Consider the following 26,075-nt stretch of genomic DNA (forward strand, 5'->3'; position numbering starts at 1 on the left):
GCCCCGCGCTGCAGGCAATTACTTCTCGTAGGTGTAAAAACCACGTCCGGATGCGATGCCGAGGTAGCCCTTGTCGATGTACTCGGTCTTGAGCCACTCAGCAAACTTCTGCGTCTTCTCGTCGCCGTGAGACATGATGTTGTACGGGGTCGTGAGACCGATCACGTCGAAAATCTGGAACGGCCCCATGGGAGCGCCAGTCGCGATGCGCCAGGTGTTATCCACGTCAGCCGGTTCTGCGTAGCCCTCGGCACCGAGCTCGGCTGCCGCGTTGAGGAACGGCACGAGCAGCGAGTTGAGAACGTAGCCGGCCTTCTCCTTGTGAATCGGGATCGGCACCATGCCGATGGCCTTCGAGAACTCGACGACGGAATCAAAGACGGCGGGATCGGTGTCACTCGTGCCCATGATCTCGGCAGTGTTGAACTTCCAGATCTGGTTGGCGAAGTGAAGGGCCAAGAACTTGTCGACGCGACCGGTCGATTCCTTCATGTCGCTCGGCAACAGAGTGGAGGAGTTCGTGGCGAAGATCGTGTGTTCGGGGGCGAGCTTGCCCAGCTCGGCGTAGGTCGACTTCTTGAGGTCGAGAATCTCGGGGATGGCTTCGATCACGAGGTCCGCCTCGGAGACGGCATCGCCAAGGTCAGCGGAGAAGCGCACGCGAGTGAGCGCTTCCTTCGCTTTGCCATCGGCGGCTCCGTCTACTCCGTCAGCAACGTAGGTGTCGACAAGTCCTTCAAAACGCTCACGCGCCTTCTCGAGCGCGTCGTCATTAATATCGTAGGCGACGACGTCGAAGCCGCTATACGCCGTTTGGAAAGCAATCTGTGACCCGAGCACTCCTGTGCCCAGAACAGTTACACGCTGAATGTTTGTCATTGCGCCTTCTTTCTCTTGATTGCGATGGTTAACCGCTACTCCGAACATACGCTTCCGAACTGTGTCTCCACTGGGTTTTTCGCTCGACACGGAACCCTGAATCCTTGTAAACGCTGCAAGTTACGCGCACGAGTGTGTACACGGCAGTAGAATGAGTGCAAATCAGCAACGAAGCATGAGAGAGGGATGGACCCATACCCAGTCCACGCAATCAAGCCATGCTTGTGAAGGCAGCCACTCTCTATTACCTCGAGGGCAAATCACAGGCCGAAGTCGCTCAAGAGATCGGCGTCTCGCGATCGAACGTGTCGCGCGTTCTCGCCGACGCTCGCAAGAACGGCATCGTCGAAATCCGCATCAATGACCCCTTCGGCCGGGCCCAAGATCTCGAAGCTCAGCTCGTCTCCCGCTACGGCTTGCGCGAATGTCGCGTTGCTCCCAGCACTGGCTCTGACAACCAACTCTCCCGCGTCGGCGCGCTCGGCGCGCAGTGGCTCATTGACAACCTTCCTCGTGATGGCGGCGTCGCTCTCTCCTGGGGCTCCAGCGTGCAGGCCGTTGTCGATGAGATTCCGGATGATACCTCTCACGAGAACATCGAAGTACTCCCCCTCGTGGGCGGGCTTTCGATCGTCGATTCCGCTCGCGACGGCAACGTTTTGGTGCGCCTTCTGGCGACCAAACTCGGAGCCCAACACCGCCGTCTCTACGCCCCCGCCGTCGTGGAATCGCTTGAATCCCGCGAGGCGTTTCTGCGGGAGCCCTCGATCACGGGCGTGCTCAATGCGTCTCGCCGCGCGAAGATCGCGATCGTCGGAGTCGGAAACGTGGGCAAGGGCGCGTCAAGCGCGATCATCGAGTCGATGAACCTCAGCCGCACCGAACGCAGCGAGTTCGCCGCATCCGGAGCAGTGGGTGACTGCTGCACACGCTTCTTCGACCACGAGGGAAAACTTGTGGAGTCTGTCGTCAACGACCGCGTGATCGCGATCGACCTCGACGAACTCGGCAGCATTCCCACCGTGGTGGGCGTTGCTGCGGGAGCGCACAAGCTTGAAGGCACACACGCGGCGCTCATCGGCGGGCTCTTTGACGTGCTCGTCGTTGACTCTGATCTTGCACTAGCCCTGCTCAACCAGCGCTAACCCACCGGGCGTCGCACGCAGGTGTCGCGTCGTGAGTTACTCCGGCCTGCGCTGAGGCCGGGCCAACTACTCGGCGGCGGACGCGAGAAGGTCGGCGAAGGTTGCCGCGAGTGCTTCTGGCGTGGTTGCGGCGCTCAGAGTGTCATGCCAGCCGTCGAGCTGGAAGACCCCGATGAGTTGCGACAGCATTTCTGCTTGCGCATGCGGCTCTGTCACCAGAATGAGCACGGCAACGCGAGCGGCCACGGTGGAGTCGGCTCCGCCCATTTCGCCGAATTCGACGGGCTGCGCGAGGGTAGCGATTCCGAGCCCTGATTCGATGGCGTGCTCGACATCAGCGTGTGGAATTGCCACCGGGATGACCGTGGGTAGACCAGTGGGGAAGGCGAGTTCGCGCTCGAGAAGTGCTGCCTCGTAACTGGGGTGCACGGCACCGACGGCGAGAGCCTGCTGGGCGAAAGCGGAGAGCACTTCGGTGCTGTTCCCTGCCACGAGCCCCACAATGCTGAGGTCGGCGCGGGGCACGACGGGTGCTGCAGTGGGGGTCTCACTCATGGTTTCTCGTCCTTCTGGGCGCAGGTGTTAGTCAAAAAATTGTTGCCGTGTACACATTTGTATATCAAAGGTGCATAATTGTCACGAAGCTATCGCCCCGCGAATACATTGGAGTATTGAAAATGGCCACAAAACGCATCCTCGTGATCTGCGGCACTGGAGTCGCGACATCCACTGTGGTCGTCACTAAGATTCGTGCATTCTGCGAATCGAAAGGACTCGATGCCAAGATCACTCAGGGCAAAGTAGCCGACACTCTGCGCGGTAACCTCGACGCAGACTTCATCGTGGCCACCACCCAAGTGCCCGATTCCGTCGGCATCCCGGTCATCGCCGGGCTCCCCTTCCTGACCGGAATGGGCCTCGACAAGGTGTTCGCCGAAATCGAGCAGCAGTTCGCCTAACCCGCGACACAGAACGGCCCGCGCCCTGCGTGTGGTCCGCCGCATCATCAGCTTGACGAGCACGCGCGCACTACTGCCGCGCGCTCACTCCCCAGCCTCGACAAACCTCAGAGAATTGGACGTTCAGCGTTGAACATCATTGAAGATATTTTGACAAATATCACCAGCTACCTCACGGCTCTCGGAGCCTCCGTTACCCTGCCGATCCTCATCACGATCTTCGGCATGATCCTTGGCCAAAAATTCAGCCAGGCACTGCGTGCCGGTGTGCTGATCGGAATTGGCTTCATCGGTATCAACCTCGTGATCGGGCTCATGGCCGGCACGGTTGGTCCCGCCGCTCAGGCCCTCGCCGTGAATCTCGGCGTGAACCTCACGGTTCTCGATGTGGGCTGGCCCGCGAGCGCGGCCATCGCCTTCGGATCCACCATTGGGGCGGTGATTATTCCTGTCGGCATCCTCGTCAACATGTTGCTGCTGTGGTCGGGCCTCACCCGCACGTTCAACATTGACCTGTGGAACTTCTGGCACTTCGCGCTCGTTGGCGCTCTTGTCGGAGCCGTTACGGACAACTTCTGGATCGGTATCGCCGCGGCTGCCGTGCACATGGTGATCGTTCTGGCTCTCGCCGATCTCTCGGCACCGATGATTCAGAAGTACTTCAACTTCCCCGACATCTCGTTCCCGCACGGAACCAGCGCGCCGTACATTCTGTTCGCGATCCCCTTCAACTGGGTCTTCGACCGCATCCCCGGCTTCCGCAACCTGAAGGCAGACCCGCAGACCATCGAGAAGCGCTTCGGCGTCTTCGGTGAATCGATGATCTTGGGTCTCGTACTCGGAATCATCATCGGTCTCGCCGGTTTCGGTTTCGACAACCCGCGCGAAGACTCCATTGCGATCCTCGTACTCGCCATCAGCCTCGCTGCCGTGCTGCTGCTTCTGCCGCGCATGGTCTCGATCCTCATGGAAGGCCTCATCCCGGTCTCTGACTCCGCTCGCGAGTTCGTTCAGAAGCGTTTCCCCGGTCGCAAGTTCTACATCGGTCTCGACACCGCGATCGCAGTAGGACAGCCCGCCGTGCTCGCCACGTCGCTTGTACTGGTTCCGGTTACCGTGCTGATCGCTATCGCACTCGCTCCGCTCGGCAACCAGGTGCTGCCACTCGTTGACCTCGCCACCCTGCCGTTCATCGTGGCCATGATGGTTCCGATCTTCCGCGGCAACATCGTGCGCTCCGTCATCGGCGGTGCCATCGTTATTGCGATCGGCCTCTTCATCGCGACCGCAACGGCGCCGCAGTTCACGGCCATCGCCGAAGCCTCGGGCTTCAGCGACACTCAGGGTTCGCAGCTCATCTCGTCGCTCGTTGACGGAGCAAACCCCCTCACCGGTCTGTTCTTCGGAGTAGCAAACCTCGGCGGTTGGACCATTGCGGTCCTCGCCGTGCTCTCCCTCGGATTCGCCTTCTGGGTGAGCCGCCTCGAAAAGAAGCGCGACATCGTGCGTGCTCAGGTCGAAGCGGATGCCGCAGCAGCATCCGACGAAGAAGCAGCTAAGGCCTAACCAGGCCTAGCTTCGCCGCCGAAAGCCCCGCTCCCCCAGGAAGGAGCGGGGCTTTTGTGCGCGTCGAGGGCGCGCGAACTATGACCTGCACTGCCAGCGGGCCGCTGGCGGCTACATTCGGCGCCCAGAACAGCGCACAGGGCGCTTTAGCGAGCCCCTTAACGCACAGAAGGCCCGCACCAATCGGTGCGGGCCTTCTGTAGTGGTTGCTATTCGACGGTAGCGAGCAGTTCTGCGAGCTCGTCGAGCACAGTGTCAGCGCCCTCATCGTCGGAAGCCAGCGTGACGGTTTCGCCCTGAGCGACTCCGAGCGAAATCACGGCGAGGATGCTGGCGGCGTTGACAGCCTTGCCATCCTTAGCAACGGTGATCTTCAAGCCGCTCTTGCTGACCGCCTGCGTGAAGAGCGCAGCGGGGCGAGCGTGGAGGCCCGAGGGGGAAACGATTGTGGCTGTGCGTTCTGACATTGTGTACCTGTTTCGAAACGTGGTGGACTGCGCCCCTTGAGGGACGCGGCTGGGAGAACCCGCGGGCGGGTTGCGGCTCTAGAGCAAACGCTCCGGGTTCGCGACGAGGTTCGTGATGGTCGCGAGCATGCGTGCGGCATCAGCACCATCCGCTACACGGTGATCGACGGTGAGACCGATCGTGCAGCTCAACCGCACACCGAAGGTTTCGTCATCAAACACGCGCATGCGTGGCTTGACGGCGCCCGACGACAGAGCCGTCGACTGCGGTGGGGTCAATAGTGCGTTGAACGATTCCACGCCGAATCCGCCCAGGTTCGAGAATACGCTTGTTCCGCCGCCGAGACGTGCGGGAGGCAGAGTGCCCTTGCGCGTCTCGTCTACGACACCAGCGATCTCAGCGACTAGGGCCGCAAGCGTCCCCTCGTGCGAGTTCTTCAACACTGGGGCGAGGAGCCCCGATGGCGAATCGATCGCGAGGGCGATTCCGATGTGCTCGTTGGCGACGACTCCCTCATCAGTCCAGGTGCCATTGAGCGCAGCGTTCTCGGCCAGAGCGATCGCTTGAGCCCGCACAAAGAGTGCGGTCCAGCTTGCGCCGCCGAGCGTGGTTTTGCGCACGGCGGCCAACGCTGACAGGTCAAGGTCAACATAGGCAGTGAACTGCGGAACGAGAGCGGATGCCGTCATCACCTTGGCAACTTGCTTGCGGGTGCGCAGGCGGCGAGCTTCGACCGGGTCAACAGCCTTGGCCGGTGCAGCGGCAGCAGCAGGAGCGGCAGCTGCCTGAGCGGCAGGCGCTACCGCAGCTGGAGCAACAGGCGCGGCCGGTGCAGCAGGAGCCGCGGCCGGAGCAGCAGCAGGCGCTGCCGACGTTCCTGCAGCAGCTGCTTCAACATCCGACAAACGAACCGTGTTGTCCGGCCCGGTCGGCGTGACTGACGAGAGGTCGACGCCGTGTTCGGCGGCGGCACCGCGAGCGGCAGGAACAGCGGGGATCCACCCGGTCTCGATGGGAGCGGGAACAGCAGCCGGAGCTACTTCCGCAGCGGCCGGAGCAGCAGCGGGAGCGTCAGCGGCGGGCTCGTCAAAGAGTCCACCGAGCAGGTCATCGGCCTCTGTCGTGATGAAGGCGATGGTGTCTCCCACCGCGTACACCTCATCGGGCTGGGCGATGATGCGAGCGAGTACGCCGTCGAAGGGCGACTCCACTTCCATGTCAACCTTGTCGGTCGCGACCTCACAGATTGGCTCCCCGGAACGAACCGAGTCACCCTCCTGCTTGAGCCACGCGACCATGGTGCCCTCTTCCATGGTCATGGACATCTTGGGCATTGTCAGAGGCAGCTCAGACATGTCACCACTTCCGAACGAGATCAGTGGCCGCCGCAACGATGTCTTCGACCTGAGGCACCGAAGCGCGCTCGAGCTTGGGAGCGTACGGGATCGGGATGTCGAGGCCAGCAAGACGCTTGATCGGCGCGCGGAGGTAGCCGAAGGCATCCGATTCGGAGATGATGGCAGACACTTCAGACATGAAGCCGAGTGTACGCACCGCTTCTTGCACGAGCAGAACGCGGCCGGTGGCCTTGACGGTGCGCAGGATGGTGTCGCTGTCGAGCGGCTTGAGCGTGCGCGGGTCAACCACGGTGGCTTCGATACCGTCAGCGGCAAGAATCTCAGCGGCTTCGAGCGCGCGGCTCACTTCAACACCGGTGGCGATGATCGTGAGGTCCTTGCCCTCGCGGGGAACCGCAGCGACACCGAGCGGCGTGCGGACGTCGCCCGTGCGAACCTCGCCCGAGGTCTTGTAGAGCAGCTTGTGCTCGATGACCATGACGGGGTTGGGGTCGTCGATGGCCGAGAGCAGCAGGCCCTTGGCGTCATCCGCCGTTGCCGGCATAACAACCTTGAGACCGGGGATGTGAACAAACCAGGCTTCGAGGCTCTGGGAGTGCTGCGCGGCAGCACCCGTTCCCGAACCACCCGGCGCGCGGATAACCATCGGGACGTTCACTGCGCCACCGAGCATGAAGTGAATCTTCGCTGCCTGGTTGGCGATCTGGTCCATGGCCTGAGCCGTGAAGTCAGAGAACTGAATCTCGACGATCGGGCGCATGCCCGTCATGGCGGCGCCGACGCCGGCGCCCATGATGCCGAGTTCGCTGATGGTGGTGTCGCGAACGCGGTCGGGGCCGATCTCGTTGATGAGCTCGCCGGTGACGCCGAAGGCGCCTCCGTACGTTCCGACATCTTCACCCATGATGAAGACGGCAGGGTCCTTGGCCATCGCGATACGCATAGCGTCGCGAACAGCCTCGGAGTAGGTCATGGTTACGGTTTCGCCCGTCGCGGGCGCTGCGGTCTGTGCCGCGGTCGTCTCAATAGTCATAGTCGTTACCTTGCGTAGACGGCGGAAAGAAGGTCGTCAGCGGTGGCGTCCGGCGCAGCGTTGGCGCGCTGAACGGCACTGCGCAGTTCGGTGCGCACGTTGTCGCGAACGGCATCGATGTCCGCCTGCGTGAGGCCACCGGCGGCGAGAGCCTGAGCTTCGAACAGCGGAATCGGGTCCTTGCCGCGCCACTCATCGATCTCGTCGCGAGTGCGGTACAGGTTCTTGTCTGACTTCGAGTGTCCGCGCCAGCGGTACGTCTTCGCTTCGATGAAGGTCGGTCCGCCACCGGCACGAGCGCGGTCAACCGCTTCCTTCGTGGCGTCGTAGACAGCCTGAACATCGTTACCGTCAACGGTCACTCCGGGGATGCCGTAGCCCTTTGCGCGGTCAGACAACTGTTCCAAGTTGAAGGCCTTCTCTGACGACATCGACATGCCGTAGAGGTTGTTTTCGCACAGGAACACCACGGGAAGCTGCCACATGGCCGCGAGCACGACGCCCTCGTGCCAGGCACCTTCACCCATCGCACCGTCGCCGTGGAAGCTGACGGCAACCTGCTTGGTACCGCGCATCTTGGCCGACAGCGCTGCGCCGGTAGCGATCGGAACGCCACCAGCCACGATGCCGTTAGCACCGAGGTTTCCGGTTGCGGTATCCGCAATGTGCATTGAACCACCGCGACCGCGGCAGTAGCCGGTCTCTTTCGCGAGAAGCTCAGCCATCATGCGCTCCATGTCGGCGCCCTTAGCGATGCAGTGGCCGTGGCCACGGTGCGTCGAGGTGATGTAGTCGTCCTTGTTGAGGGCGAGGCATGCACCGGTCGGTACGGCCTCTTGACCGATGGAGAGGTGCATCGTGCCGTGCATCAATCCGCGGCCGTAGAGGTCTTCCACTGCTTCTTCAAAGCGGCGGATCTTCCACATGGTGGCGAGGCTGGATGCCGCGAGTTCGCGGTTCGCAACGATCTGCGTATTCATGGTTGTCACCTTTCTTAGGCGGAGAGCAGCGAAGCGAGAGCGGGAACCTGCAACTGGCCATCGGCCAGAAGGGCATCCTGCAGCTTGCGCAAAATCACGATGGTCTTGGTTTCGTCGAGCTGCACGTCGTCGTACGTGACGGCAGTTCCCTTGGCGACATCGCGGATGAGCGTGCCGGCCGATGCCAGACCGATGGGCAGTTCGCGACCGGCCTTGGCCTCGGCTGCCGGAACGGCGTCACCGTAGACGTGCTCGCCACCGATACCGTCAATCTTTTCGCCGACCTTGAGGTCGCGCTTCGCCATGGCAGAAACGTCTGCGTTCCAGGCGATCGGCGCAAGCGACGGCTGGCGGTCGATCATGACCTCACCGATCGAGAGCACTGCCTCGACGCTCGCGAGGTGGTACGGACGGTAGAACGCGAAGTAGGGGCCTTCACCGAGCTTGAGGTAGCTGAGCTCCTCGTGCACAACGGGGTCGGTTGCCTTAGCAACAACGAACACACCGGGAGCAACCGGGCCAGTGGCGTAGTCGACAACACCGCTGCGGTCGAGGATTCCGCCGTCTTCGATGGGCTTGAAGATGTCCTGCAGGGTCGGCACCGTTGCGGCCGGTCCGTGCATCGACCGCTTCGTGAGTTCGAGGTCTGCCGCGTTAGCGAGGGCAGCCATCTCGATCATGGTCTTGGTTCCGTCGACGAAGCTGCACAGCATCCGCGGATTCATGCCCTTGGTCTTTGCTTCTTCTTCGAGGCTGCTGGGGGTAGCCGTCTCGTTGAGGGGGTTGTTCTTGCCCTTACCGGCGAGAACAACGTCGAGACCGATGTCTTCGACGTACTCGACGAGCTTGAGGCACTCAACGGGCTCATCGCCACGGCATACCGTGTAGATGTTGCCGGTCTGAGCGGCGATGCGAGCCAGGAGGAGACCGACGGTAACGTCAGCTTCCACGGTCATGAGGGCGACATCCTTGCCGCCGAGCAGCGACGCGAGGGCGACCTTGGCGGCGATCTCGGGAACACCCGAGCACTCAATAACCATGTCGATGGGGAGCTTCGGAAGGGCGAGAGCGTCGTTGACGACAACGTGACCGCCGGCTTCAATCGTGGCGGCGAGCGTCTCGAGGTCTGCTGACTGGTCGACGTCGGTGATGCCGGCGTTGGCGAGAGCACCCACGGCACGGTCAACTGCAATGTCAGCGACGGCGGTGATGTCGACGCCCTCTTGGCGAGCGATCTGGGCAATGAAGCCGGAGCCCATCTGGCCTGCGCCGACGAGACCGATACGAACGGGACGACCGACCTCACGCTGACGCGCAAGCAATTTGTTTGTGTAACCCATGACTACCCCTTTGAAACCACGTTGATGCACTTATGTGCGCTTGTTAATCAAGTATGTGTATTTAGTATGCCCCGCCGGGAACGACGATGCAATGTCGGATGCCGAAACACCCGAACGAGTGACGTCGCTACTTGCGGGCTGCCGCTGCGACGTTGCGCTTGTACGTCACCCAGTACTGCTTGGTGGCGTAGTCCACGGCTGCGGTCATCATCTTCTCTTTGGTGCGTAGCGTTGCGGTGTCGAGATCACCGATTAGCTCGGGGCGCGGCTTGAAGCGCGCGAGAACGGTGCTGCCGACCATGGCCTCAGCGGCCACGATGCGGCTCGTTGAGGCATCGACGACCAGGAGAACGATGGCGCCGCGGAGGAAGTGCTTGCCGCGGCCAGAGACCAAGAAATGGTCTTTGGCGCCGATGAAGCTTGTTCCGAGACGCTTGGTGGCACGAGAGTACGTGCGCTGTTGGAGCAGGCTAAACACAACGCTCAGAACGAGCGCTGCGATCAGCAGCAGTGCGAAGCCGGTATCCATGTCAACTACCTTCGATGAGCTCAATGGTGACGCCGGCGTCGGGCAGCGAGAGCGTGCCCTTCGCGTGAATGGCGCCGGGGAGAATCTTCTGGCTGTCTTCTGGGTCGCTATAGACCACGAAGTGGCCGAGCGTGCGGAGGTTGTTGGCCGCAATCTCGCCGACCTCCGTAATGGTGACTTCAGAGTCCCCCACCCGCAGCACGTCTCCCGGCTGGGGATCGCGCTGCGGGTGGTGGTGCGTGACAGTGTGAACGACACTTACCTCAGCCAGTTCGGCGGGGCAGGGTTCTCCGAAGAAGATCACCACTCCTCCGTCGAACATTTCGGTGGCGTCCGTTCCGATGGACGTGACCTGGCTGCGGTAATAGGTAGTCATTGCTGTCTCGCTTTTCTCTGCTGTTGCGTGTGGTGGTTGTACTGGCGGTGGTGCTTAGATCAGCGCGAAGCTTGCGCCCCACGCGATCAAGACTGCCAGCGGCGACGTGATCAGGCGAGAGAAGAGCACAGCGGGTACACCCACTGCAACCGTCTCTGGCTTGGCTTCTCCCAGGGCGAGGCCCACAGGAACGAAGTCACAACCAACCTGACCGTTGATGGCGAAGAGCGTCGGCAGTGCATACTGCACCGGCAGTGCGCCAGCGGCGATCTGTGTACCCATGAGTACACCGACGACCTGAGCGATAGCCGCGCCCGGTCCCAGAATGGGCGACAGGAACGGTAGACCCGTGATCACCCCAAGCAGAATCAGTCCGATCGGGTTCGAGGCCAACGGAGTCACTGCCTGCGCAATGAGATCCGAGAGTCCCGAGTAGGTGACGAAACCGATCAAGAGGCTTACGTAGGCCATGAACGGCAGGATCGTCTGCAGCACGAGTTGAACCGTCTGGCGACCAGACGAGAGCAGCGTGTTGATGATGTTTCCGATGACCGAACCGAAGCGCGTCGCGATGTTCGAGAAGAAGCCGATGAAGCCGCCACCGGTTGTCGTCTGAGCCGTGAAGTGCTGAACGTTGCTCGTACCGAAGGCTCCCGAGGGTGCCGGGCTGCCGATAGCAGCTTCGGATGCAGCGGATGCCTCGGCGGCGTGAGTCGCGAAGGCGTGCTCGCCGTCAACGAGCTCAACGTTGTCAGTGCCGACAGCCGAAACGAAGACGTCGTCGGTGATGTACTTCGCGAGGGGACCCGAGGGTTCTCCGGGGAAGACGTCGACGGTCATCATGCGCTTCTTGGGGTAGACGCCGATGCGGGCAGTTCCACCACAGTTGATCACGACAGCGACAACGCGCTCTTCGGGAATGCTGTTGGTGAAGCCGTCAACAGCTTCTGCACCAGTGAGCTCGGCGATCCGCGCAGCGACCGGGTGGATTCCGCCACCAGTCACCGAGAGAACGACGTTCTTTTCTGCGCTCGGCTCGAGGAGGAGGCCCTTGCCCCAGCCGCCGTTACCGGGCTTGACGAATACGTTCCTGTAGGTGTTCTCGCTCATGATCACACCGCCCCTTCAGTGGAAACCGAGGATCCGGTTTTCTTGGTCGACTTTGCCTCGATGAAACGCTCGCTTGCACGGGCGAACTCGCGGTCGTATTCGTCGAATACGGCCGTGAGACCTTGGCGACGGATGAGCAGCTTGGTGATCCACTCGGTGACGATTCCGCGAATGAAGATAACGACGATGCCGGTACCGAAGTAAAGCAGCGCGAGCAGCGGGTACTTTTCGGGAGCGATGGAGAGCACTCCAGCCGAGACACCAGCCCAGACGAAGATCTCGCCAGCGTTAGCGTGCGGGAAGAAAGCGGTGACAGGGTGCACGAATGACACTGCAGAGTCGTAGAACGCCGGCTTCTGTCGTTCGGGTAGATAGATGCCGAAGGAGTACGCCATCGGGTTGGTCAAGACGATGACCGCGATGATGGGCATGAGGGTGTAGCGAGTGATGGCCCAACGAGCTGACCACTGCACTGCGCGGGTCATGCGTGCTTCGCCCACCCAGGTGGTGATCGCGTACATGAACGTGAGCAGCACGATCAGCGTCGGCAGGATGCCGGTTGCGAGACCAACAAGAGCTTCACCCGATGCGTTGAACAGACCGATGAAGTGCGTAGCACCCCAGGTGAGGGCCTGAATGATCGGGTTGTCGCTGGCCGGTACTGGCGGCGAATCAGCCGCCCAAATTATCGTGTCCAGAACAGATTGCATCTCACACCTTTCTCCAGCCGCAACTTCGTTGTCGGCGCCTGTCAGGGCCGGTGGCGTGACGAGAGGTGTGTGTCCCCATCGACCCTGGTACTACATTTGCACAATTGTGAGTATTGGACTCACAGTCGTGTAGTAACAGGTATATCAGGCTCGCAAGCAATCAACCAAGGCAGGAGCGAAAGAAATTACTGCTCAGGTTCGCTCTGGTACCGCGCGCGGCGATAGGAACGCCACATAACCGCACGGCGACAGGCGCACCCGCGTGCAGACGCAGCGGCGTGCAGAGAAGAAGAGAGGGCGAGGCAACCGTGCGACCGCACGGCACCGCCCGACGCGACTACTCGCGGTTGTGAGTGGCCTCGGCGACCGTGCGCGCATGCACGAGCGCCGTAGCGATCGCCGCCATACCCTCGCCGCGACCGGTGAAGCCGAGTGCATCAGATGTCGTTCCCGCGATGCTCACCGAAGCTCCGAGAATTCCGCTCAAGAACTCTTCAGCCTCAACGCGACGGCGCGAGACCATCGGGTGGTTACCAATGAGCTGAACGGAGACGTTGCCCACCTCGAAGCCGGCTTCCCGTACGAGAAAGAGGGTTTCGCGCAAGAAGACATCACCATGGGCATCTTCGAACTTGGGATCGCTCGTGCCGAATACGCTGCCCAGATCGCCCAGCTTGGCGGCCGAGAGCATGGCATCGCAAATCGCGTGGGCGACAACATCGCCATCGCTGTGACCGCGGAGGCCGACCTCGTCGGGCCAGTGCAGCCCAGCAAGCCACAGAGCCTTAGTGTCGTCGTACGCGTGCACATCCGTGCCAGTACCAACTCGGATGCTGGTGGCGGCAGACTCGGTGAAGAGCTGCTCGGCGCGACGCAGTTCCCACGCGGTAGTGATCTTGAAGGCCATGGGGTCGCCCGCGATGATGGACACCGGGTAGCCGGCAGCGGCGACCAAGGCTGAATCGTCGGTGTGCTCTTCTTGAGCGGCCTCATGGGCAGCTATGAGCTGGTCACGAGGAAAACCCTGCGGTGTTTGCACCGCCATGAGCACGGAACGGTCAACGGTCTCGACGATCTGGCTGTTGTCATCCGTGCGCTTAATCGTGTCGGCAACCGGAAGCCCGGGCACGACACCAGCGTTCGAGCTGCGTACTTCTGCGGCAACCGAGTCAAAGATCAGGCTCGGCGTGAGCGGACGTGCCGCGTCGTGCACGAGAACTACGTCGATGCTGGGTTCAAGAAATTTGAGAGCCTCAGCAACAGAATCCTGGCGCGTGGAACCGCCCACGATGATTACGGGCTCCCGATCACGGCCGCCGGGGACCGAGCGTGCAAGCTGCTTGGCGATGGGGCCATACGACTTCGGAACAGTGATGATTACCTGAGTCGGCTCTGCCATTCCGAAAACGGATTCGAGCGCGCGACTGAGGGTAGGACGACCTGCGAGGTGAACGAAAGCTTTTGGCTCGTTGCGACCGAGGCGGGTGCCATTTCCGGCGCCGAGAAGGATTACGGCGACGCGGGGATTAATCTGTGGACTCATATGAGGCGGGTATCTCCATATCGATGGGCGAGGAAATACTCCTCCGCCAAAAAGACGTAGCGAATTAGCCTACCCATGCTCTCCTGTGAATACACAGTCAGCGCTGAGGGGTTATGAAGCAAGAACCTCGTCGAGAACCAGCGATGCCTTGTCTTCGTCAGTCTTCTCAGCGAGCGCAAGCTCAGAGATAAGAATTTGACGTGCCTTCGCAAGCATGCGCTTTTCGCCAGCCGAAAGGCCGCGATCCTGGTCACGGCGCCACAGGTCACGAACGACCTCAGAGACCTTGATGACGTCACCCGAAGCAAGCTTCTCCAGGTTGGCCTTGTACCGACGCGACCAGTTAGTGGGCTCCTCAGTGAAGGGCGCGCGAAGCACCTCGAACACTGCGTCAAGCCCCTCGCGACCGATAACGTCGCGAACGCCCACGAGATCAACGTTCTCTGCGGGCACTTCGATGGTGAGATCACCCTGAGTTACATTGAGCTTGAGATAGATTTTCTCTTCACCCTTGATGGTGCGCTTCTTAACCTCGGTGATGGTTGCAGCACCGTGATGGGGATAAACGACAGTCTCGCCGACCTCAAACAACATGAATAGTGGTCCTCTCGAAGAAAACCCAGTTTATCACAGTAAACGCATGGTAAGGGTTGCCTAAGTAAAGCACTCGGCGCGGCTATCTATTAGGATGGCTTTGTGACAGTACGCACTCGCGCAACACGCGCCGCAGCCTCCGCCCTTATCGCCGGAGCCCTCCTCGTGGGCACCGCCGGTTGTTCGTTCATTACGCCTACCGCGACGTTGAACCACTACGACCCCAGCGACGGTATCGGCGCCGAAGTCGGCGACGTCAAGGTACGCAACGTTCTCGCCATCAGCAACGATGACGAGTCCGCCGTCAGCCTGATGGTCACCATCATCAACACCAGCTCCTCGAGCGGCAGCCTGCGCATGCAGTACGAATCTGCCGAGGGCGAACGCATCGACATCTCCAAGCCGGTCACCTCGGGTGAAGTCAAGAGCTACGGGACCGAGGTCGATGGCGACATGATCGTGATCGCGGATGCAGACATCCGTGCCGGGCAGTTGTTCCCCATTTACTTCCAGTTCGGCAACGACAGCGGCCAAGAGCTGCTGGTTCCCGTGATGGCGAGCGACGACGTCATTTACGCCGACCTTGCTCCGGCTAGCGCACTCAGCGAATAGCCCCACTTCCCACTGGTGCGCCGAAGCCGGGCGCACTCGAGCTAGCCCGCGTGCACCCTCGGCGTTTTAGTCTTCGAAGCGATACCCGAGCCCGCGCACGGTCACGAGAAGCTTCGGTTGCGATGGAGTCTTTTCGATCTTGGTGCGGATGCGCTTGATGTGCACGTCGAGAGTCTTGGTGTCTCCGAAGTAGTCGGCACCCCACACTCGATCGATCAGCTGGCCGCGCGTCAACACGCGTCCACCGTTACGCAAGAGAAGCTCAAGCAGTTCAAATTCCTTCAGCGGCATGCCAACATCGACACCATCGACCGTGACCGTGTGGCGCTCAACATCCATCCGCACTCCCCCAGCCTCGAGCACCGAGTCGGTCTCGTCGACGTCTTCCGCGCGGCGACGCATAACTGCACGGATGCGGGCCAAGAGCTCACGAGTGGAATAGGGCTTCGTTACGTAGTCATCCGCCCCCAGCTCAAGGCCGACCACGATATCCACTTCGCTGTCTTTGGCCGTGAGCATGATGATGGGCACGTTCGAGCGGGTGCGAACTTCGCGGCATACTTCCGTGCCGGCAAGACCGGGGAGCATGAGGTCGAGCAGGATGAGGTCGGCACCATTGCGGTCGAACTCAGCAAGCCCCGCGAGGCCGTCTTCGGCGATGGTCGTCTCGTAGCCTTCGCGCTCCAGCAGGAACGCGAGAGGCTCGCTCAACGACGCCTCGTCTTCGACGATCAAAATGCGGGTCATTGCTTGTCTCCTGTTGCGTTGGTTACGTCGGGATCGATCTCGGGCAGTCGAATCGTGAAGGTGGAGCCGTGGCCGAGCTGCGACCACACGCGAATGTCGCCGCCGTGGTTCTGCACCACATGCTTGGCGATACTGAGGCCGAGCCCACTGCCGCCGGTGTGACGGCTGCGCGCGGGGTCGCTGCGGTAGAAGCGTTCGAACACGCGGTCTAGTTCGTCGTCGGGGATTCCGACGCCCTGGTCGGTGACCGAGACCTCGATGGCGCCGTCACGGTGACGCACTCCGATGCCCACGCGCGTGTTTTCGGGTGAGTACTGCACGGCGTTCGAGATGAGATTGTCGAGAGCAAGTACGAGGAGGGTTTCGTCGCCGAACACCTCAAAGCCCGTAAGACCGCCGCTGGCCAGGGTGACCTTGCTGAACTCCGCGACGGCACGGTTTTGGTCAATCGCGATAGACACGACATTGTCGATGTCGACCAGAGCAGCCTCCGCAAGGCCGTCAGCGGACTGCAATCGCGAAAGCTCGATGATCTCCTGGGTAATGCGAGCGAGGCGGTGTGACTCTTTAGTCAAGCGTTTAGCGAACCGCTTCACCTGATCCGGTTCATCCGAAGCACTGACGAGCGCTTCAGCAAGCAAGCCAACGGCGCCGATCGGGGTTTTGAGCTCGTGGCTGATGTTGGCGACGAAGTCACGACGCACCTCATCCAGGCGATACGACTCGGTGCGATCTTCGGCCAACAGCAAAACGTATCGCGTGCCGAGGCGAGCAACACGAACAAAAAGATAAATGTTGGCATCACCGAAAGGGCCACGAGATAAGTGCACTTCTTGGGCAATTGGCTCGCCGGTGCGACGAACTTGGTCAACAAATTCAACAAGTTCCGGATGCACGAGAGCGTGGTTCCACACCAGACCGTAGGTCAGCGCCCCCGTCGATGCCTTCATGATGTTATTCGAGGGATCGAGCACGATACCCGCGGATTCCAGCGCATCGATGACCTGATCAACGCCGTCCGGCACGGCGGAGGAGACCACGTGGGCGGCTCTTTGACCCCGCTTGGCGGCTGCGTAAATGATGAAGGACATGCCACCGCCGAGAAATACGCCAAAAGCGAGGGCGGCAGGCACGAGCCACGCAGAGTCCATAACGACTAGATTAGTTACATCTGGAGCATCCGCTTGCCGCAAGTTCGCGACGAGTGCTCACTTCAGATAAAGTTCAGGCCGCCAACACCTGTTGTTAACCTAACGCGGGCAGGGTGGCCTAAGCCGTGCGGGCTTCGTCATGCCCGTATCGAAGGGACGTAGATAGCGTGCGCGAAGTATTTCAACAAGAACTGCGCGAGGTGCAAGATCGCCTCGTGGAAATTGCCAGCCTGGTGGCTGTCTCAATAGACAACGCCACAAAAGCATTCAATGAATCAGATGTGTCACTGGCCGAAACAGTGATCGCGGACGATGACCAGATTGATGCGGCTGCAGCCGAACTCGACGAGCTCGCGATTAACATCCTCGCTCGTCAGCAACCAGTCGCCCGCGACTTGAGAATTGTAGTGAGCGCCCTGCGCATCAGTGCATCGCTCGAGCGCATGGGTGACATGGCTGAGCACATCGCTCAGCTCGCTCGCTACCGCTTCCCCGACAAGGTTGTGCCTAAGTCACTGCGATCCACCTTCGCAGAGCTCGGAGCACTCGATGTCGCGGTCGCCAACAAGCTTGTTGAGTTGCTCAAGCATGAAGATGTGCGCGTTGCCGAAGAGATTCGCAACGACGACGACAAGATCGACGCGCTGCACCTCAGCGTGTTCGACAAGGTGCTCGGTGAGACCTGGAAGGGCGCTGCGGTCGACACTGTGGATGCCACTCTCGCGTCGCGCTACCACGAGCGTTTCGCAGACCATGCGGTCTCCATCGCCAAGAAGGTTCAGTATCTTGCTACCGGCGACTGGGTTCCCGCCGACGACTAATAGCCGTCACCGCGTAACAAAGCCCCGACGAGATTCGATCTCGTCGGGGCTTTGTGCGTTAAGCGTGCGTGAGGCTGAAGGCTACTTCTTGCCCTGCGATGCGACCGCAGCGGCGCCGGCAGCGGCAGCTTCAGGGTCGAGGTAGTACGCGGGCTTGATCGGCATGAAGTTGTCGTCGAGCTCGTACACCAGCGGGATACCGGTGGGGATGTTGAGGCTCGCGATGTCGTCATCCGAGATGCCATCGAGGTGCTTCACGAGCGCGCGCAGCGAGTTGCCGTGGGCGGTAACGAGTACGGTCTTGCCTGCAGCGAGATCCTTCGTGATGTCGGATTCCCAGTAGGGCAGCATGCGATCGATAACGATCTTGAGGCTCTCGGTGCGAGGAACTTCACCGTCAATGCCGACGTAGCGACGCTCGTGCACCTGGCTGTATTCAGCGTCATCAGCGAGCTCGGGCGGCGGCACGTCGAAGCTACGACGCCAGGTCATGAACTTCTCTTCGCCGAACTCTTCGAGCGTCTGGGCCTTGTCTTTGCCCTGCAGCGCCCCGTAGTGGCGCTCGTTGAGACGCCACGAACGCTTGACCGGCAGCCAGTCGAGGTCGGCACCCGCGAGGGCGATGTTGGCGGTGTGGATCGCGCGCTTGAGCAGCGACGTGTACAGAACGTCAGGCTGCTTGTCGAAGGCAGCGATCATCTCGCCGGCACGGGCGGCCTCGCCGCGACCTTGCTCGGTGAGCCCGACATCCACCCATCCGGTGAAGAGATTCTTTTGGTTCCATTCGGAGTTGCCGTGGCGCAACAAAATCAGGGTGTGAGTCATAACTCAAGAGTACCGAGAATGAATGGATGCCGCTGCTAGCCGCGAGTAACGGCTCCGAGGCGGGGCAGTCGGGGCACGTTTGCTTCGGCTCCGGCGTCGGGGGGAACGATGACTTCTTGCGCGGCGGCAATCTCACCGATGTCGGAGGTGACCGCCAACGTTTCTGCGGCATCCACTCCCCGTTTGATTACGGCGAGCGCAATCGGGCCAAGTTCGAAGTGGCGCGCGGAGGCGGTGACGGTGCCGACGGTTTTTTCGCCGAGACGAACTTCGGCACCGACCTCGGGCAGTGCGCCCTCGGAGCCATCAAGGTGCAGCATCACGAGGCGACGTGGCGGATGCCCGAGATTGTGTACTTTTGCCACGGTCTCTTGCCCGCGGTAGCAGCCCTTGTTGAGGTGCACGGCGGAGCGCATCCAGTCGAGTTCGTGGGGAATAGTGCGGTCATCGACTTCAGAGCTGAAGCGGGGACGCCACGCAGCGATGCGCAGGGCATCGAACGCGAGCGAGCCGGCAGCGTCGAAGGCCGAAAGGTCGGCATCGACGGCGACGAGGGTTTCACGGTAGTTCCAGGTAGCGGCGGGATGCGTGGCTGAGGTGGCGTACTGATGGCCGCCGCGAACGACAGACGACCACGGGTCGCCCCAGACGAGCGGTACATCCTGAGACGTGGCGGCGGGAACCTCGAGCGCGTCGCCCAAGCTGCCGATCGTCACAAAGTCATCGCTGCGGTCGGCGATCTCTACGCGCAGCATGAACTTCATGCGGTTGAGCCAGGCCGCGAGCGCTTCGCGCTGCGTGCCATCGATGAGCAGCCAGAGGGTCTCGCCGTCGTCGACCAGCCGCATGGCATGTTCAACGCGGCCATTGGGGTTGAGCAGCAGCGTCTCAGCGCTCTCGCCGGGAGTAAGCCCCTTGAGCGACTGTGTAGTGAGAGAGTCGAGCCATGTCAGCCGGTCGGGTCCCGTGATGGTGAGAACGGCCCGGTCGGCGAGTTCCACCACCGAACGCCCCTCGGCGAGCGCGCGCTGTTCCCCAAAAGGGTTGCCATAGTGCTCGGGCGGATCACCAATGGCACCGGGGCGTGCAGCGAACACACTATTCGACACGAGCGAGCCGTCCCGATGCGTGCGTGCGCAAATCTTGGCCGAGAGCGGCGATATCCCACGCCCAGAGCAAGTGGTTTTCGACGAGGCCGTACATGCGCGTTGCCGCGGTGTACTCCTTGGCGCCTTGCGTGCGCATGACGGCGTCGGTCGCCAGGTCGATTCGAGGACCCGTCACTTCGCCGATGTAAAACTCGTTGATGCCCCCCGGATGCACGATGGACGCTTCGATCTCGAAGCCACCGTTCGGGGTGCGCAGTTTCTCAACTTCTTCGGCGGAACCGAAGGGGCGCTCCCCCAGTGCCGGCAACAGCCCAGGACCCGGGTCGCCGTCAGTAGCGGCACGGCGAAGGCGCCAGTATCCGGTCTCGGTCACATGAGGAGTTTGCTCGTCATCGAGCAACCACGTGTACGAGTTGTAATTGAGGTGCGGAAGCCCATCGTGGGTGAAGCTAATGCGCTGGCCAAACTCGACACTGCGCGTTTCGTCGCCGATCTTGTAATCGACAATGCCCGTGCCCTCCCAGAGTCCAACGAGCCACGAGAGTGGCGCTAGTTCAGCAGGGCCGGAGGCGTCGAGCTCAATAACCATGGCGCGCGGTTAGCGCTGGCCGCGAAAGAGGTTGTAGACAACGACGACAGAGACGTAGCCGATCGACAGCGTCGCGAGACCCAGAAGGCCAACAAAGAAGAGCTCAAGTGCGAGAAGCATGTACTAATCCTATCCCTGTGCAGCTCAGCAGCACTAAATGAAAGCGAAAATCGCTGTGGCCGCAGACACAACCACAAGGGCGCCAACCATGCTGGCGGTTGCGCGCGCCACGAAGCCCTCTTTGCGATGAATGAGCAGTTGAACAACAAACGTGAAGATGACGCAGGCCGCGAGCACAATCGCCAACCACGTGACCCGTGACTCGGGCGCAGCTACCGCGCCGATAATGACCGCGCCTACGAGGCTCAAGGCCCACACGGGCACGACGCTCCACTTTTGCCAAGTCATTGCTCCATCGTATCGAGAAGAGAACGATTAGGGGGCCGTCATGAGCGCGCGGCGGCGCACGGTAGAATCTCTTTTACGCAGTGGGGAGGCCATATGGCACACATCTTGATGCTTAGCTCTGCGCCCGACGCTGATCCATTACCCGCCCTGGGTTTGCTCAGTCATACGGTGGAGGTAGTCGTCGCCGCGCCCGCAACCCTCGTTGCCGCGCCAACTACCGACCTCATCGTCGTCGACGCGACCACCAATCTTGCCGCAGCCAAAGGGCTGTGCGGCGTTCTACATTCCGGTGGAATCTCGGTTCCGCTCTTCGTGATCGTCACCGACGGCGGTCTCGCTGCCGTCAACCACCAGTGGCACATCGACGACCTCCTCGTTGCTGGAGCGGGACCCGCCGAAGTGGATGCCCGCATCCGCTTGGCCCTGGCGCGCCGCGAAGGTGAGAGTTCGGCATCGAAGATTCGCGCATCCGGAATCGTGATCGACGAAGCAAGCTATTCAGCGAAGGCTCGTGACCGCTCGCTCGACCTCACCTTCAAGGAGTTCGAGTTGCTGCGCTTCTTGGCGTCGCACCCCGGGCACGTGTTCACTCGCGAACAGCTACTGAGCGAAGTGTGGGGCTACGACTACTTCGGAGGCACCCGCACCGTCGACGTTCACGTTCGACGGCTGCGCGCCAAACTCGGCGACCTCGAATCGCTCATCGGCACCGTACGTAACGTGGGCTACTGCTTCAACATCGCCGAAGAGGCGGAGAAGGCCCACAATGCTGGAGCGGTTGACCCCGTTGCGAGTGCATCGGGTGCCGCTGCCGACGCCATGCCCGAGAGCATCGCCGTCTAAGGCACACTCTCACCGATTTTCTCCCCATCGTGGGCCGAGTTAATCAGTTGTTCATCACTGAGTGGCAGGATGATCAGATGGACAACGACAGCGCGATAGCCGATCCCAGCTCCGCTACAGATTCTCTCGATGAATACGACATCGATGAGTCGTCGAGCGTTGACGATGGCACGTTGATTTACGACCGCTACCTCGACCGCGAGCTGAGCTGGCTCGCATTCAACCAACGCGTGCTCGAACTCGCCGAGGATGAATCGCTGCCACTTCTGGAACGCGCCAACTTCCTGGCCATCTTTGCCAGCAACCTCGACGAATTCTTCATGGTGCGCGTTGCCGGCCTCAAGCGCCGCATCGACACTGGCCTTGCCGTACCGACCAACACGGGGCGCGCTCCCGCCGACGTTCTGGAAGAGTTGAGCGCTGCCGCGCACGCACTGCAAGAGCGTCACGCGGCCGAGTTCCGCACCAGCGTCAAGCCTGCGCTCGATGCTGAGGGCATCCACATTGAGTCGTGGTCTGACCTCGGCCCCGAAGACCGCGAGCGCGTTGACGAAATCTTCTCGAGCCAGATTTTTCCCGTGCTCATGCCGCTGGCGGTCGACCCCGCGCATCCGTTCCCATACATCTCGGGGCTCTCGCTCAACCTGTCGATTCGGGTGCGTAACCCCAAGACGCAGAAGGAAGAGTTCGCGCGCCTGAAGGTGCCGAGCGTCTTGCCGCGGTTCGTTCAATTGCCGGATGACGGCAGCGATCAATTGCGCTACATCCCCCTCGAAGACCTGATCTCCAACCATCTGGACGCCCTGTTTCCCGGCATGGAGATTCTGGCGCACCACGAATTCCGCGTAACTCGCAACGAAGACGTCAACGTCGACGAAGACGAGTCCGAAAACCTGATTAAGTCGCTTGAAAAGCAGATTCTGAACCGCCGCTTCGGGCCGCCCATCCGTCTCGAAATCACTGACGACATGGATGAGGTGACGCTCGGCCTTCTCGTGCGCGAACTCAAGATCACCGAGCAAGAGGTGTACCGCTTGCCTGCCCCGCTGAACCTCAGCGGACTGTTCCAGCTCACCCGCATCGATCGCCCGGCGCTCAAGTACCCGCGCCACGTTCCCATCACAAGCCCGAGCCTCATGCCCACCGAAGGCAACGAGCGGGCCGACATCTTCCGGGCTATCGCTCGCAAAGACATCCTGCTTCACCACCCCTACGAGTCGTTCTCGACGAGCGTGCAGGCGTTCTTGGAGCAGGCTGCCGCCGACCCGGATGTATTGGCCATCAAGCAGACGCTGTACCGCACGAGCGGCGACAGCCCCATCGTTGAGGCTCTGATTGACGCTGCCGAGGCTGGTAAAGCCGTGCTCGCGCTCGTGGAAATCAAGGCACGCTTCGATGAGACTGCAAACATCTCGTGGGCGCGCAAGCTCGAAAAGGCCGGCGTGCACGTGGTCTATGGCCTCGTCGGGCTCAAGACACACTGCAAGCTCGCGCTCGTGGTGCGCCAAGAAGAGGGCAAGCTGCGCCACTACGCGCACATCGGCACGGGAAACTACAATCCCAAAACCAGTCGCCTATACGAAGACCTCGGCCTGCTGACCGCCGACGACCAGGTCGGAAAAGACCTCACCCGACTCTTTAATGAACTTTCTGGCTATGCCATCGAGAAAAAGTTCAAGCGACTTCTCGTGGCTCCGCGTCATTTGCGCAAGGGCCTCGTCAAGCAGATTGCGAACGAAGCCAAGAACGCTCGCGCCGGCCTGCCCTCGGGCATCCGGATCAAACTGAACTCCATGGTGGATGAGGCGATCATCGACGCTCTCTACCGCGCCAACAATGCGGGCGTTCCGATCGACATCGTGGTGCGCGGAATTTGCTCGTTGCGCGCCGGAGTTCCGGGGCTCAGCGAGAACATTCGGGTGCGTTCAGTGCTCGGTCGCTACCTCGAGCACTCGCGCGTGTTCTCGTTCCACAACAATGGCGACCCGCAGGTTTTCATCGGCAGCTCCGACATGATGCACCGCAATCTCGACCGTCGAGTAGAGGCCCTTGTGCGCATCGTGGAACCCGAACACATCGAGGAACTCGACTACATGTTCGACCTCGCTGTTGCCGACACCACTGCCTCGTGGTGGCTTGATTCTGAAGGCGATTGGGTACGCCACGGCCGTTCGGAAGACGGCGAACCACTCAATGACCTACAGAATGTTCTTATGAAGAGAATTACGCAGCGCAAACGAGGCGGAGCTCGCCGGTGACCGCGGCGACCACACCGGTCCTTGCCGCAGGCATCGTCTGCTGGCGTGTAGTCGATGGCAAGCCTCGTGTGCTGCTGGTGCACCGCACCGTGCACAAAGACGTCTCGCTGCCCAAAGGTAAACTCGATCCCGGTGAAATGCTGCCCGAGACTGCCGTACGCGAGATTCTTGAAGAGACCGGCCTGAGCGTCGAACTCGGAGTTCCACTCGGCAAGGTTCACTACACGCTCGGCAACGGCCGCGACAAGTACGTGCACTACTGGGCTGCCGAAGTGAACGACCACATTCTGGAGCGCGCCAAGTTCACGCCCAACAACGAGATCTCATCGCTCGAATGGTTGTCACTCTCCAAGGCCCGCAAAAAGGTCAGCTACGAGCACGACATCGACATTCTCGATCGCTTTGCAGCCATCTACGAGGCCGGCAACGCCCGCACCTTCGCGATGATCGCCGTGCGTCACGGTAAAGCCGTTCCCGGAGAAACCTGGGACGGGCCGGATGCCACTCGACCGCTCATGCACCGCGGAACAGACCAGGCAGCCACGATCGCCGGCAGCATCGCTGCGTTTGCCCCCGACCGCATCCTGAGCAGCACCGCTGCCCGCTGCCTCGCCACGATCACGCCGCTGTCGCAACGCACCGAGCTTGAGATCAAAGCAACCGATGACCTCAGCCAAGACGCGTACCGCAGCAACGGTACCGCCGTGACCGCTCTCGTCACGAAGCGCCTCAAGAAGCAGCAGTCAATCGTGATGTGCAGCCACGGCCCCGTACTCCCGCAGATCGTGGGCGCTCTCGCCGAAGCTTCGCACACCACACCGGATGCCAGTTTGCGAGCTGCAGCGATGCTCAGTACGGGAGATTTTTCGGTACTGCACTTTGCGCGCGACACCAAGAAAGTGCGCCTAGTGGCGGTGGAAACACACCAATCCTGATGCCGGATCAGGAGCGCTGAGACCGGCGAAGGTTGCCGGTCGGTGAAATCTTGCCGAATTCGCGAGAGAATGACGTGCACGTCAGTTTCTCGAAGGGATCCCTGTGAAGTTCACCCGCCTCGGCACCGCCACCGCACTCGCGATGGCAAGCGCACTCGCTCTCACAGGATGCGTTCCCGCTCCCGTCGGTGACGTCTCGGGCCCCTCCGGCACGATTATCGGTGCCGGAGCATCCTCCCAGCAGGCCGCTCAAGAGGCGTGGGTTCGCGGCTTCCAGCTCGCGAACGTGGCCGCGACAGTCGAATTCGACCCCATCGGGTCTGGCGGAGGGCGCGACACCTTCATCGGTGGCGGTGCCGCATTTGCCGCCTCCGACCGCGCGTATAAGGTCGAGGAAATCGCCGAAGCCGACTTTGTCTCGTGCGTGCCCGACACCGGCATCCTCGAGATCCCTGCTTACATTTCACCGATCGCGATCATCTTCAACCTCGACGGCATCACCTCGCTCAACCTCGATGCCGACACGATCGCCGGCATCTTTACGGGTGAGATTGACCAGTGGGATGACACTGCCATCGTTGACCAGAACCCCTCCGTCGATCTGCCCAGCCGCAACATCACCGCTGTGCACCGCGCGGATGACTCCGGAACGACCGCCAACTTCACCGATTACCTCGCCGCGGCAGCCCCCTCGACCTGGACCGTCGGCTCCATCGAGAAGTGGCCCCTAGAGTTCGGTGGCGAGGCTGCACCCCAGACCTCCGGTGTCGTGGATGCCGTGACCAACGGAACCGGCACAATCGGCTACGCCGACGCCTCGCGCGCTGGCGACCTCGGCACCGTCGCCGTGAAGGTGGGCGACGACTACGTCTCGTACTCCCCCGAAGCGGCAGCAGCCATCGTCGACGTCTCCCCCTTCGGCGAAGGACGCGGCGAAACCGACTTCGCAGTAGAGATCGACCGAGCATCCACCGCCAGCGGCGTGTACCCGGTCGTGCTCATCAGCTACCTCATCGCCTGCAACGAATACGTGTCGAACGACCGGGTGGATGTCATCCGTGGCTACCTCGACTACGTGATCAGCCCCGAGGGCCAGCAGGCCGCGGCTGCTTCTGCCGGTTCGGCGCCGATCTCTGACTCCCTCTATGAGAAGGCTCGCGCTGCCGTCGCGGCGATCAAATAGCTCA

The 26,075-nt window shown here is 61.4% G+C and carries 28 protein-coding genes; 9 read left to right on the forward strand and 19 right to left on the reverse strand.

Annotated features, from left to right (window positions below):
• Positions 1-18 precede the first annotated feature (18 nt).
• A complete protein-coding gene (locus ACWTV3_RS04885; RefSeq protein ID WP_498477095.1) occupies positions 19-879 on the reverse strand; it encodes a 3-hydroxyacyl-CoA dehydrogenase in 861 nt (286 codons plus the stop codon).
• Between the two features lie 218 nt (positions 880-1,097).
• Here ACWTV3_RS04885 and ACWTV3_RS04890 point away from each other — a divergent pair, with 218 nt between their 5' ends.
• On the forward strand, positions 1,098-2,024 hold the full coding sequence (locus tag ACWTV3_RS04890) for a sugar-binding transcriptional regulator (RefSeq protein ID WP_498477096.1): 927 nt from the start codon (positions 1,098-1,100) through the stop codon (positions 2,022-2,024).
• A 66-nt stretch (positions 2,025-2,090) separates the two neighbouring features.
• On the opposite strand, the gene ACWTV3_RS04895 is transcribed toward ACWTV3_RS04890, so the two are convergent.
• On the reverse strand, positions 2,091-2,579 hold the full coding sequence (locus ACWTV3_RS04895) for a PTS sugar transporter subunit IIA (protein WP_498477097.1): 489 nt from the start codon (positions 2,577-2,579) through the stop codon (positions 2,091-2,093).
• Between the two features lie 122 nt (positions 2,580-2,701).
• Between ACWTV3_RS04895 and ACWTV3_RS04900 the strand changes: the two genes are divergently transcribed.
• The gene (locus tag ACWTV3_RS04900) at positions 2,702-2,983 is read left to right on the forward strand and encodes a PTS sugar transporter subunit IIB (protein ID WP_498477098.1); all 282 of its coding nucleotides are present in this window, start codon (positions 2,702-2,704) and stop codon (positions 2,981-2,983) included.
• Between the two features lie 150 nt (positions 2,984-3,133).
• Complete coding sequence (locus ACWTV3_RS04905; protein ID WP_498477099.1) at positions 3,134-4,549, forward strand: PTS galactitol transporter subunit IIC; 1,416 nt, start codon at positions 3,134-3,136, stop codon at positions 4,547-4,549.
• Positions 4,550-4,758: 209 nt separating this feature from the next.
• On the opposite strand, the gene ACWTV3_RS04910 is transcribed toward ACWTV3_RS04905, so the two are convergent.
• The 11 genes from ACWTV3_RS04910 to ACWTV3_RS04960 all read right to left on the reverse strand — a co-directional run bounded on the left by ACWTV3_RS04910 (position 4,759) and on the right by ACWTV3_RS04960 (position 14,590).
• Entirely contained in the window at positions 4,759-5,016 is a 258-nt protein-coding gene (locus ACWTV3_RS04910) for an HPr family phosphocarrier protein (RefSeq protein ID WP_498477100.1), read from the reverse strand.
• 78 nt (positions 5,017-5,094) lie between these two features.
• Entirely contained in the window at positions 5,095-6,372 is a 1,278-nt protein-coding gene (locus tag ACWTV3_RS04915; RefSeq protein ID WP_498477101.1) for a dihydrolipoamide acetyltransferase family protein, read from the reverse strand.
• Position 6,373: 1 nt separating this feature from the next.
• Entirely contained in the window at positions 6,374-7,408 is a 1,035-nt protein-coding gene (locus ACWTV3_RS04920; RefSeq protein ID WP_498477102.1) for an alpha-ketoacid dehydrogenase subunit beta, read from the reverse strand.
• 5 nt (positions 7,409-7,413) lie between these two features.
• Positions 7,414-8,388: a thiamine pyrophosphate-dependent dehydrogenase E1 component subunit alpha gene (locus tag ACWTV3_RS04925; protein WP_498477103.1), complete on the reverse strand. Its 975-nt coding sequence runs from the start codon at positions 8,386-8,388 to the stop codon at positions 7,414-7,416.
• Between the two features lie 14 nt (positions 8,389-8,402).
• Positions 8,403-9,728 (reverse strand): NAD(P)H-dependent oxidoreductase, encoded by a 1,326-nt coding sequence (locus tag ACWTV3_RS04930; protein WP_498477104.1) that lies wholly within the window; start codon positions 9,726-9,728, stop codon positions 8,403-8,405.
• Between the two features lie 127 nt (positions 9,729-9,855).
• On the reverse strand, positions 9,856-10,257 hold the full coding sequence (locus tag ACWTV3_RS04935; protein WP_100388343.1) for a transcriptional regulator GutM: 402 nt from the start codon (positions 10,255-10,257) through the stop codon (positions 9,856-9,858).
• A gap of 1 nt (position 10,258) precedes the next feature.
• A complete protein-coding gene (locus tag ACWTV3_RS04940; RefSeq protein WP_341619326.1) occupies positions 10,259-10,633 on the reverse strand; it encodes a PTS glucitol/sorbitol transporter subunit IIA in 375 nt (124 codons plus the stop codon).
• Positions 10,634-10,687: 54 nt separating this feature from the next.
• Positions 10,688-11,743, reverse strand: coding sequence for a PTS glucitol/sorbitol transporter subunit IIB (srlE, locus tag ACWTV3_RS04945; RefSeq protein WP_498477105.1), 1,056 nt, complete (start codon positions 11,741-11,743; stop codon positions 10,688-10,690).
• 2 nt (positions 11,744-11,745) lie between these two features.
• On the reverse strand, positions 11,746-12,453 hold the full coding sequence (gene srlA / locus ACWTV3_RS04950; RefSeq protein WP_100388341.1) for a PTS glucitol/sorbitol transporter subunit IIC: 708 nt from the start codon (positions 12,451-12,453) through the stop codon (positions 11,746-11,748).
• A gap of 337 nt (positions 12,454-12,790) precedes the next feature.
• Positions 12,791-13,996, reverse strand: a complete 1,206-nt coding sequence (gene ispD / locus ACWTV3_RS04955) for a 2-C-methyl-D-erythritol 4-phosphate cytidylyltransferase (protein ID WP_498477106.1) — start codon at positions 13,994-13,996, stop codon at positions 12,791-12,793.
• Between the two features lie 111 nt (positions 13,997-14,107).
• Positions 14,108-14,590, reverse strand: a complete 483-nt coding sequence (locus ACWTV3_RS04960) for a CarD family transcriptional regulator (protein ID WP_100388339.1) — start codon at positions 14,588-14,590, stop codon at positions 14,108-14,110.
• Between the two features lie 102 nt (positions 14,591-14,692).
• Between ACWTV3_RS04960 and ACWTV3_RS04965 the strand changes: the two genes are divergently transcribed.
• Positions 14,693-15,202 carry a hypothetical protein gene (locus ACWTV3_RS04965; protein WP_498477107.1) on the forward strand — a complete coding sequence of 170 codons (510 nt, stop codon included), beginning with the start codon at positions 14,693-14,695 and terminating at the stop codon, positions 15,200-15,202.
• Between the two features lie 66 nt (positions 15,203-15,268).
• Here ACWTV3_RS04965 and ACWTV3_RS04970 read toward each other — a convergent pair whose 3' ends face one another.
• Both ACWTV3_RS04970 and ACWTV3_RS04975 read right to left on the reverse strand, forming a co-directional pair.
• The gene (locus ACWTV3_RS04970) at positions 15,269-15,949 is read right to left on the reverse strand and encodes a response regulator (RefSeq protein WP_100388337.1); all 681 of its coding nucleotides are present in this window, start codon (positions 15,947-15,949) and stop codon (positions 15,269-15,271) included.
• Positions 15,946-17,100 (reverse strand): sensor histidine kinase, encoded by a 1,155-nt coding sequence (locus ACWTV3_RS04975; protein WP_498477108.1) that lies wholly within the window; start codon positions 17,098-17,100, stop codon positions 15,946-15,948. Before ACWTV3_RS04975 ends, ACWTV3_RS04970 begins: the two co-directional genes overlap by 4 nt.
• 167 nt (positions 17,101-17,267) lie before the next feature.
• Here ACWTV3_RS04975 and phoU point away from each other — a divergent pair, with 167 nt between their 5' ends.
• Positions 17,268-17,921: a phosphate signaling complex protein PhoU gene (phoU, locus tag ACWTV3_RS04980; protein WP_498477109.1), complete on the forward strand. Its 654-nt coding sequence runs from the start codon at positions 17,268-17,270 to the stop codon at positions 17,919-17,921.
• 81 nt (positions 17,922-18,002) lie between these two features.
• Here the strand turns inward: phoU and ACWTV3_RS04985 are convergent, their stop codons facing one another.
• The 4 genes from ACWTV3_RS04985 to ACWTV3_RS05000 all read right to left on the reverse strand — a co-directional run bounded on the left by ACWTV3_RS04985 (position 18,003) and on the right by ACWTV3_RS05000 (position 20,852).
• Entirely contained in the window at positions 18,003-18,746 is a 744-nt protein-coding gene (locus ACWTV3_RS04985) for a phosphoglyceromutase (protein ID WP_498477110.1), read from the reverse strand.
• A gap of 35 nt (positions 18,747-18,781) precedes the next feature.
• Positions 18,782-19,855, reverse strand: a complete 1,074-nt coding sequence (gene ygfZ / locus ACWTV3_RS04990; RefSeq protein ID WP_498477111.1) for a CAF17-like 4Fe-4S cluster assembly/insertion protein YgfZ — start codon at positions 19,853-19,855, stop codon at positions 18,782-18,784.
• Positions 19,845-20,444 (reverse strand): nitrobindin family protein, encoded by a 600-nt coding sequence (locus ACWTV3_RS04995; protein WP_100388332.1) that lies wholly within the window; start codon positions 20,442-20,444, stop codon positions 19,845-19,847. The genes ygfZ and ACWTV3_RS04995 overlap by 11 nt, the downstream gene beginning before the upstream one ends.
• A 153-nt stretch (positions 20,445-20,597) precedes the next feature.
• The gene (locus ACWTV3_RS05000) at positions 20,598-20,852 is read right to left on the reverse strand and encodes a hypothetical protein (protein WP_498477112.1); all 255 of its coding nucleotides are present in this window, start codon (positions 20,850-20,852) and stop codon (positions 20,598-20,600) included.
• A gap of 93 nt (positions 20,853-20,945) precedes the next feature.
• Between ACWTV3_RS05000 and ACWTV3_RS05005 the strand changes: the two genes are divergently transcribed.
• From ACWTV3_RS05005 to ACWTV3_RS05020, 4 genes are all read left to right on the forward strand, one after another.
• Complete coding sequence (locus ACWTV3_RS05005; protein ID WP_498477113.1) at positions 20,946-21,695, forward strand: winged helix-turn-helix transcriptional regulator; 750 nt, start codon at positions 20,946-20,948, stop codon at positions 21,693-21,695.
• Between the two features lie 77 nt (positions 21,696-21,772).
• The gene (locus tag ACWTV3_RS05010; protein WP_498477114.1) at positions 21,773-23,953 is read left to right on the forward strand and encodes an RNA degradosome polyphosphate kinase; all 2,181 of its coding nucleotides are present in this window, start codon (positions 21,773-21,775) and stop codon (positions 23,951-23,953) included.
• Positions 23,950-24,888, forward strand: a complete 939-nt coding sequence (locus tag ACWTV3_RS05015; protein ID WP_498477115.1) for an NUDIX hydrolase — start codon at positions 23,950-23,952, stop codon at positions 24,886-24,888. The genes ACWTV3_RS05010 and ACWTV3_RS05015 overlap by 4 nt, the downstream gene beginning before the upstream one ends.
• A 103-nt stretch (positions 24,889-24,991) precedes the next feature.
• Positions 24,992-26,071, forward strand: coding sequence for a phosphate ABC transporter substrate-binding protein PstS (locus tag ACWTV3_RS05020; RefSeq protein WP_498477116.1), 1,080 nt, complete (start codon positions 24,992-24,994; stop codon positions 26,069-26,071).
• The last annotated feature ends 4 nt before the right edge of the window (positions 26,072-26,075 follow it).

Source organism: Salinibacterium sp. AL4.1, from assembly GCF_059767305.1.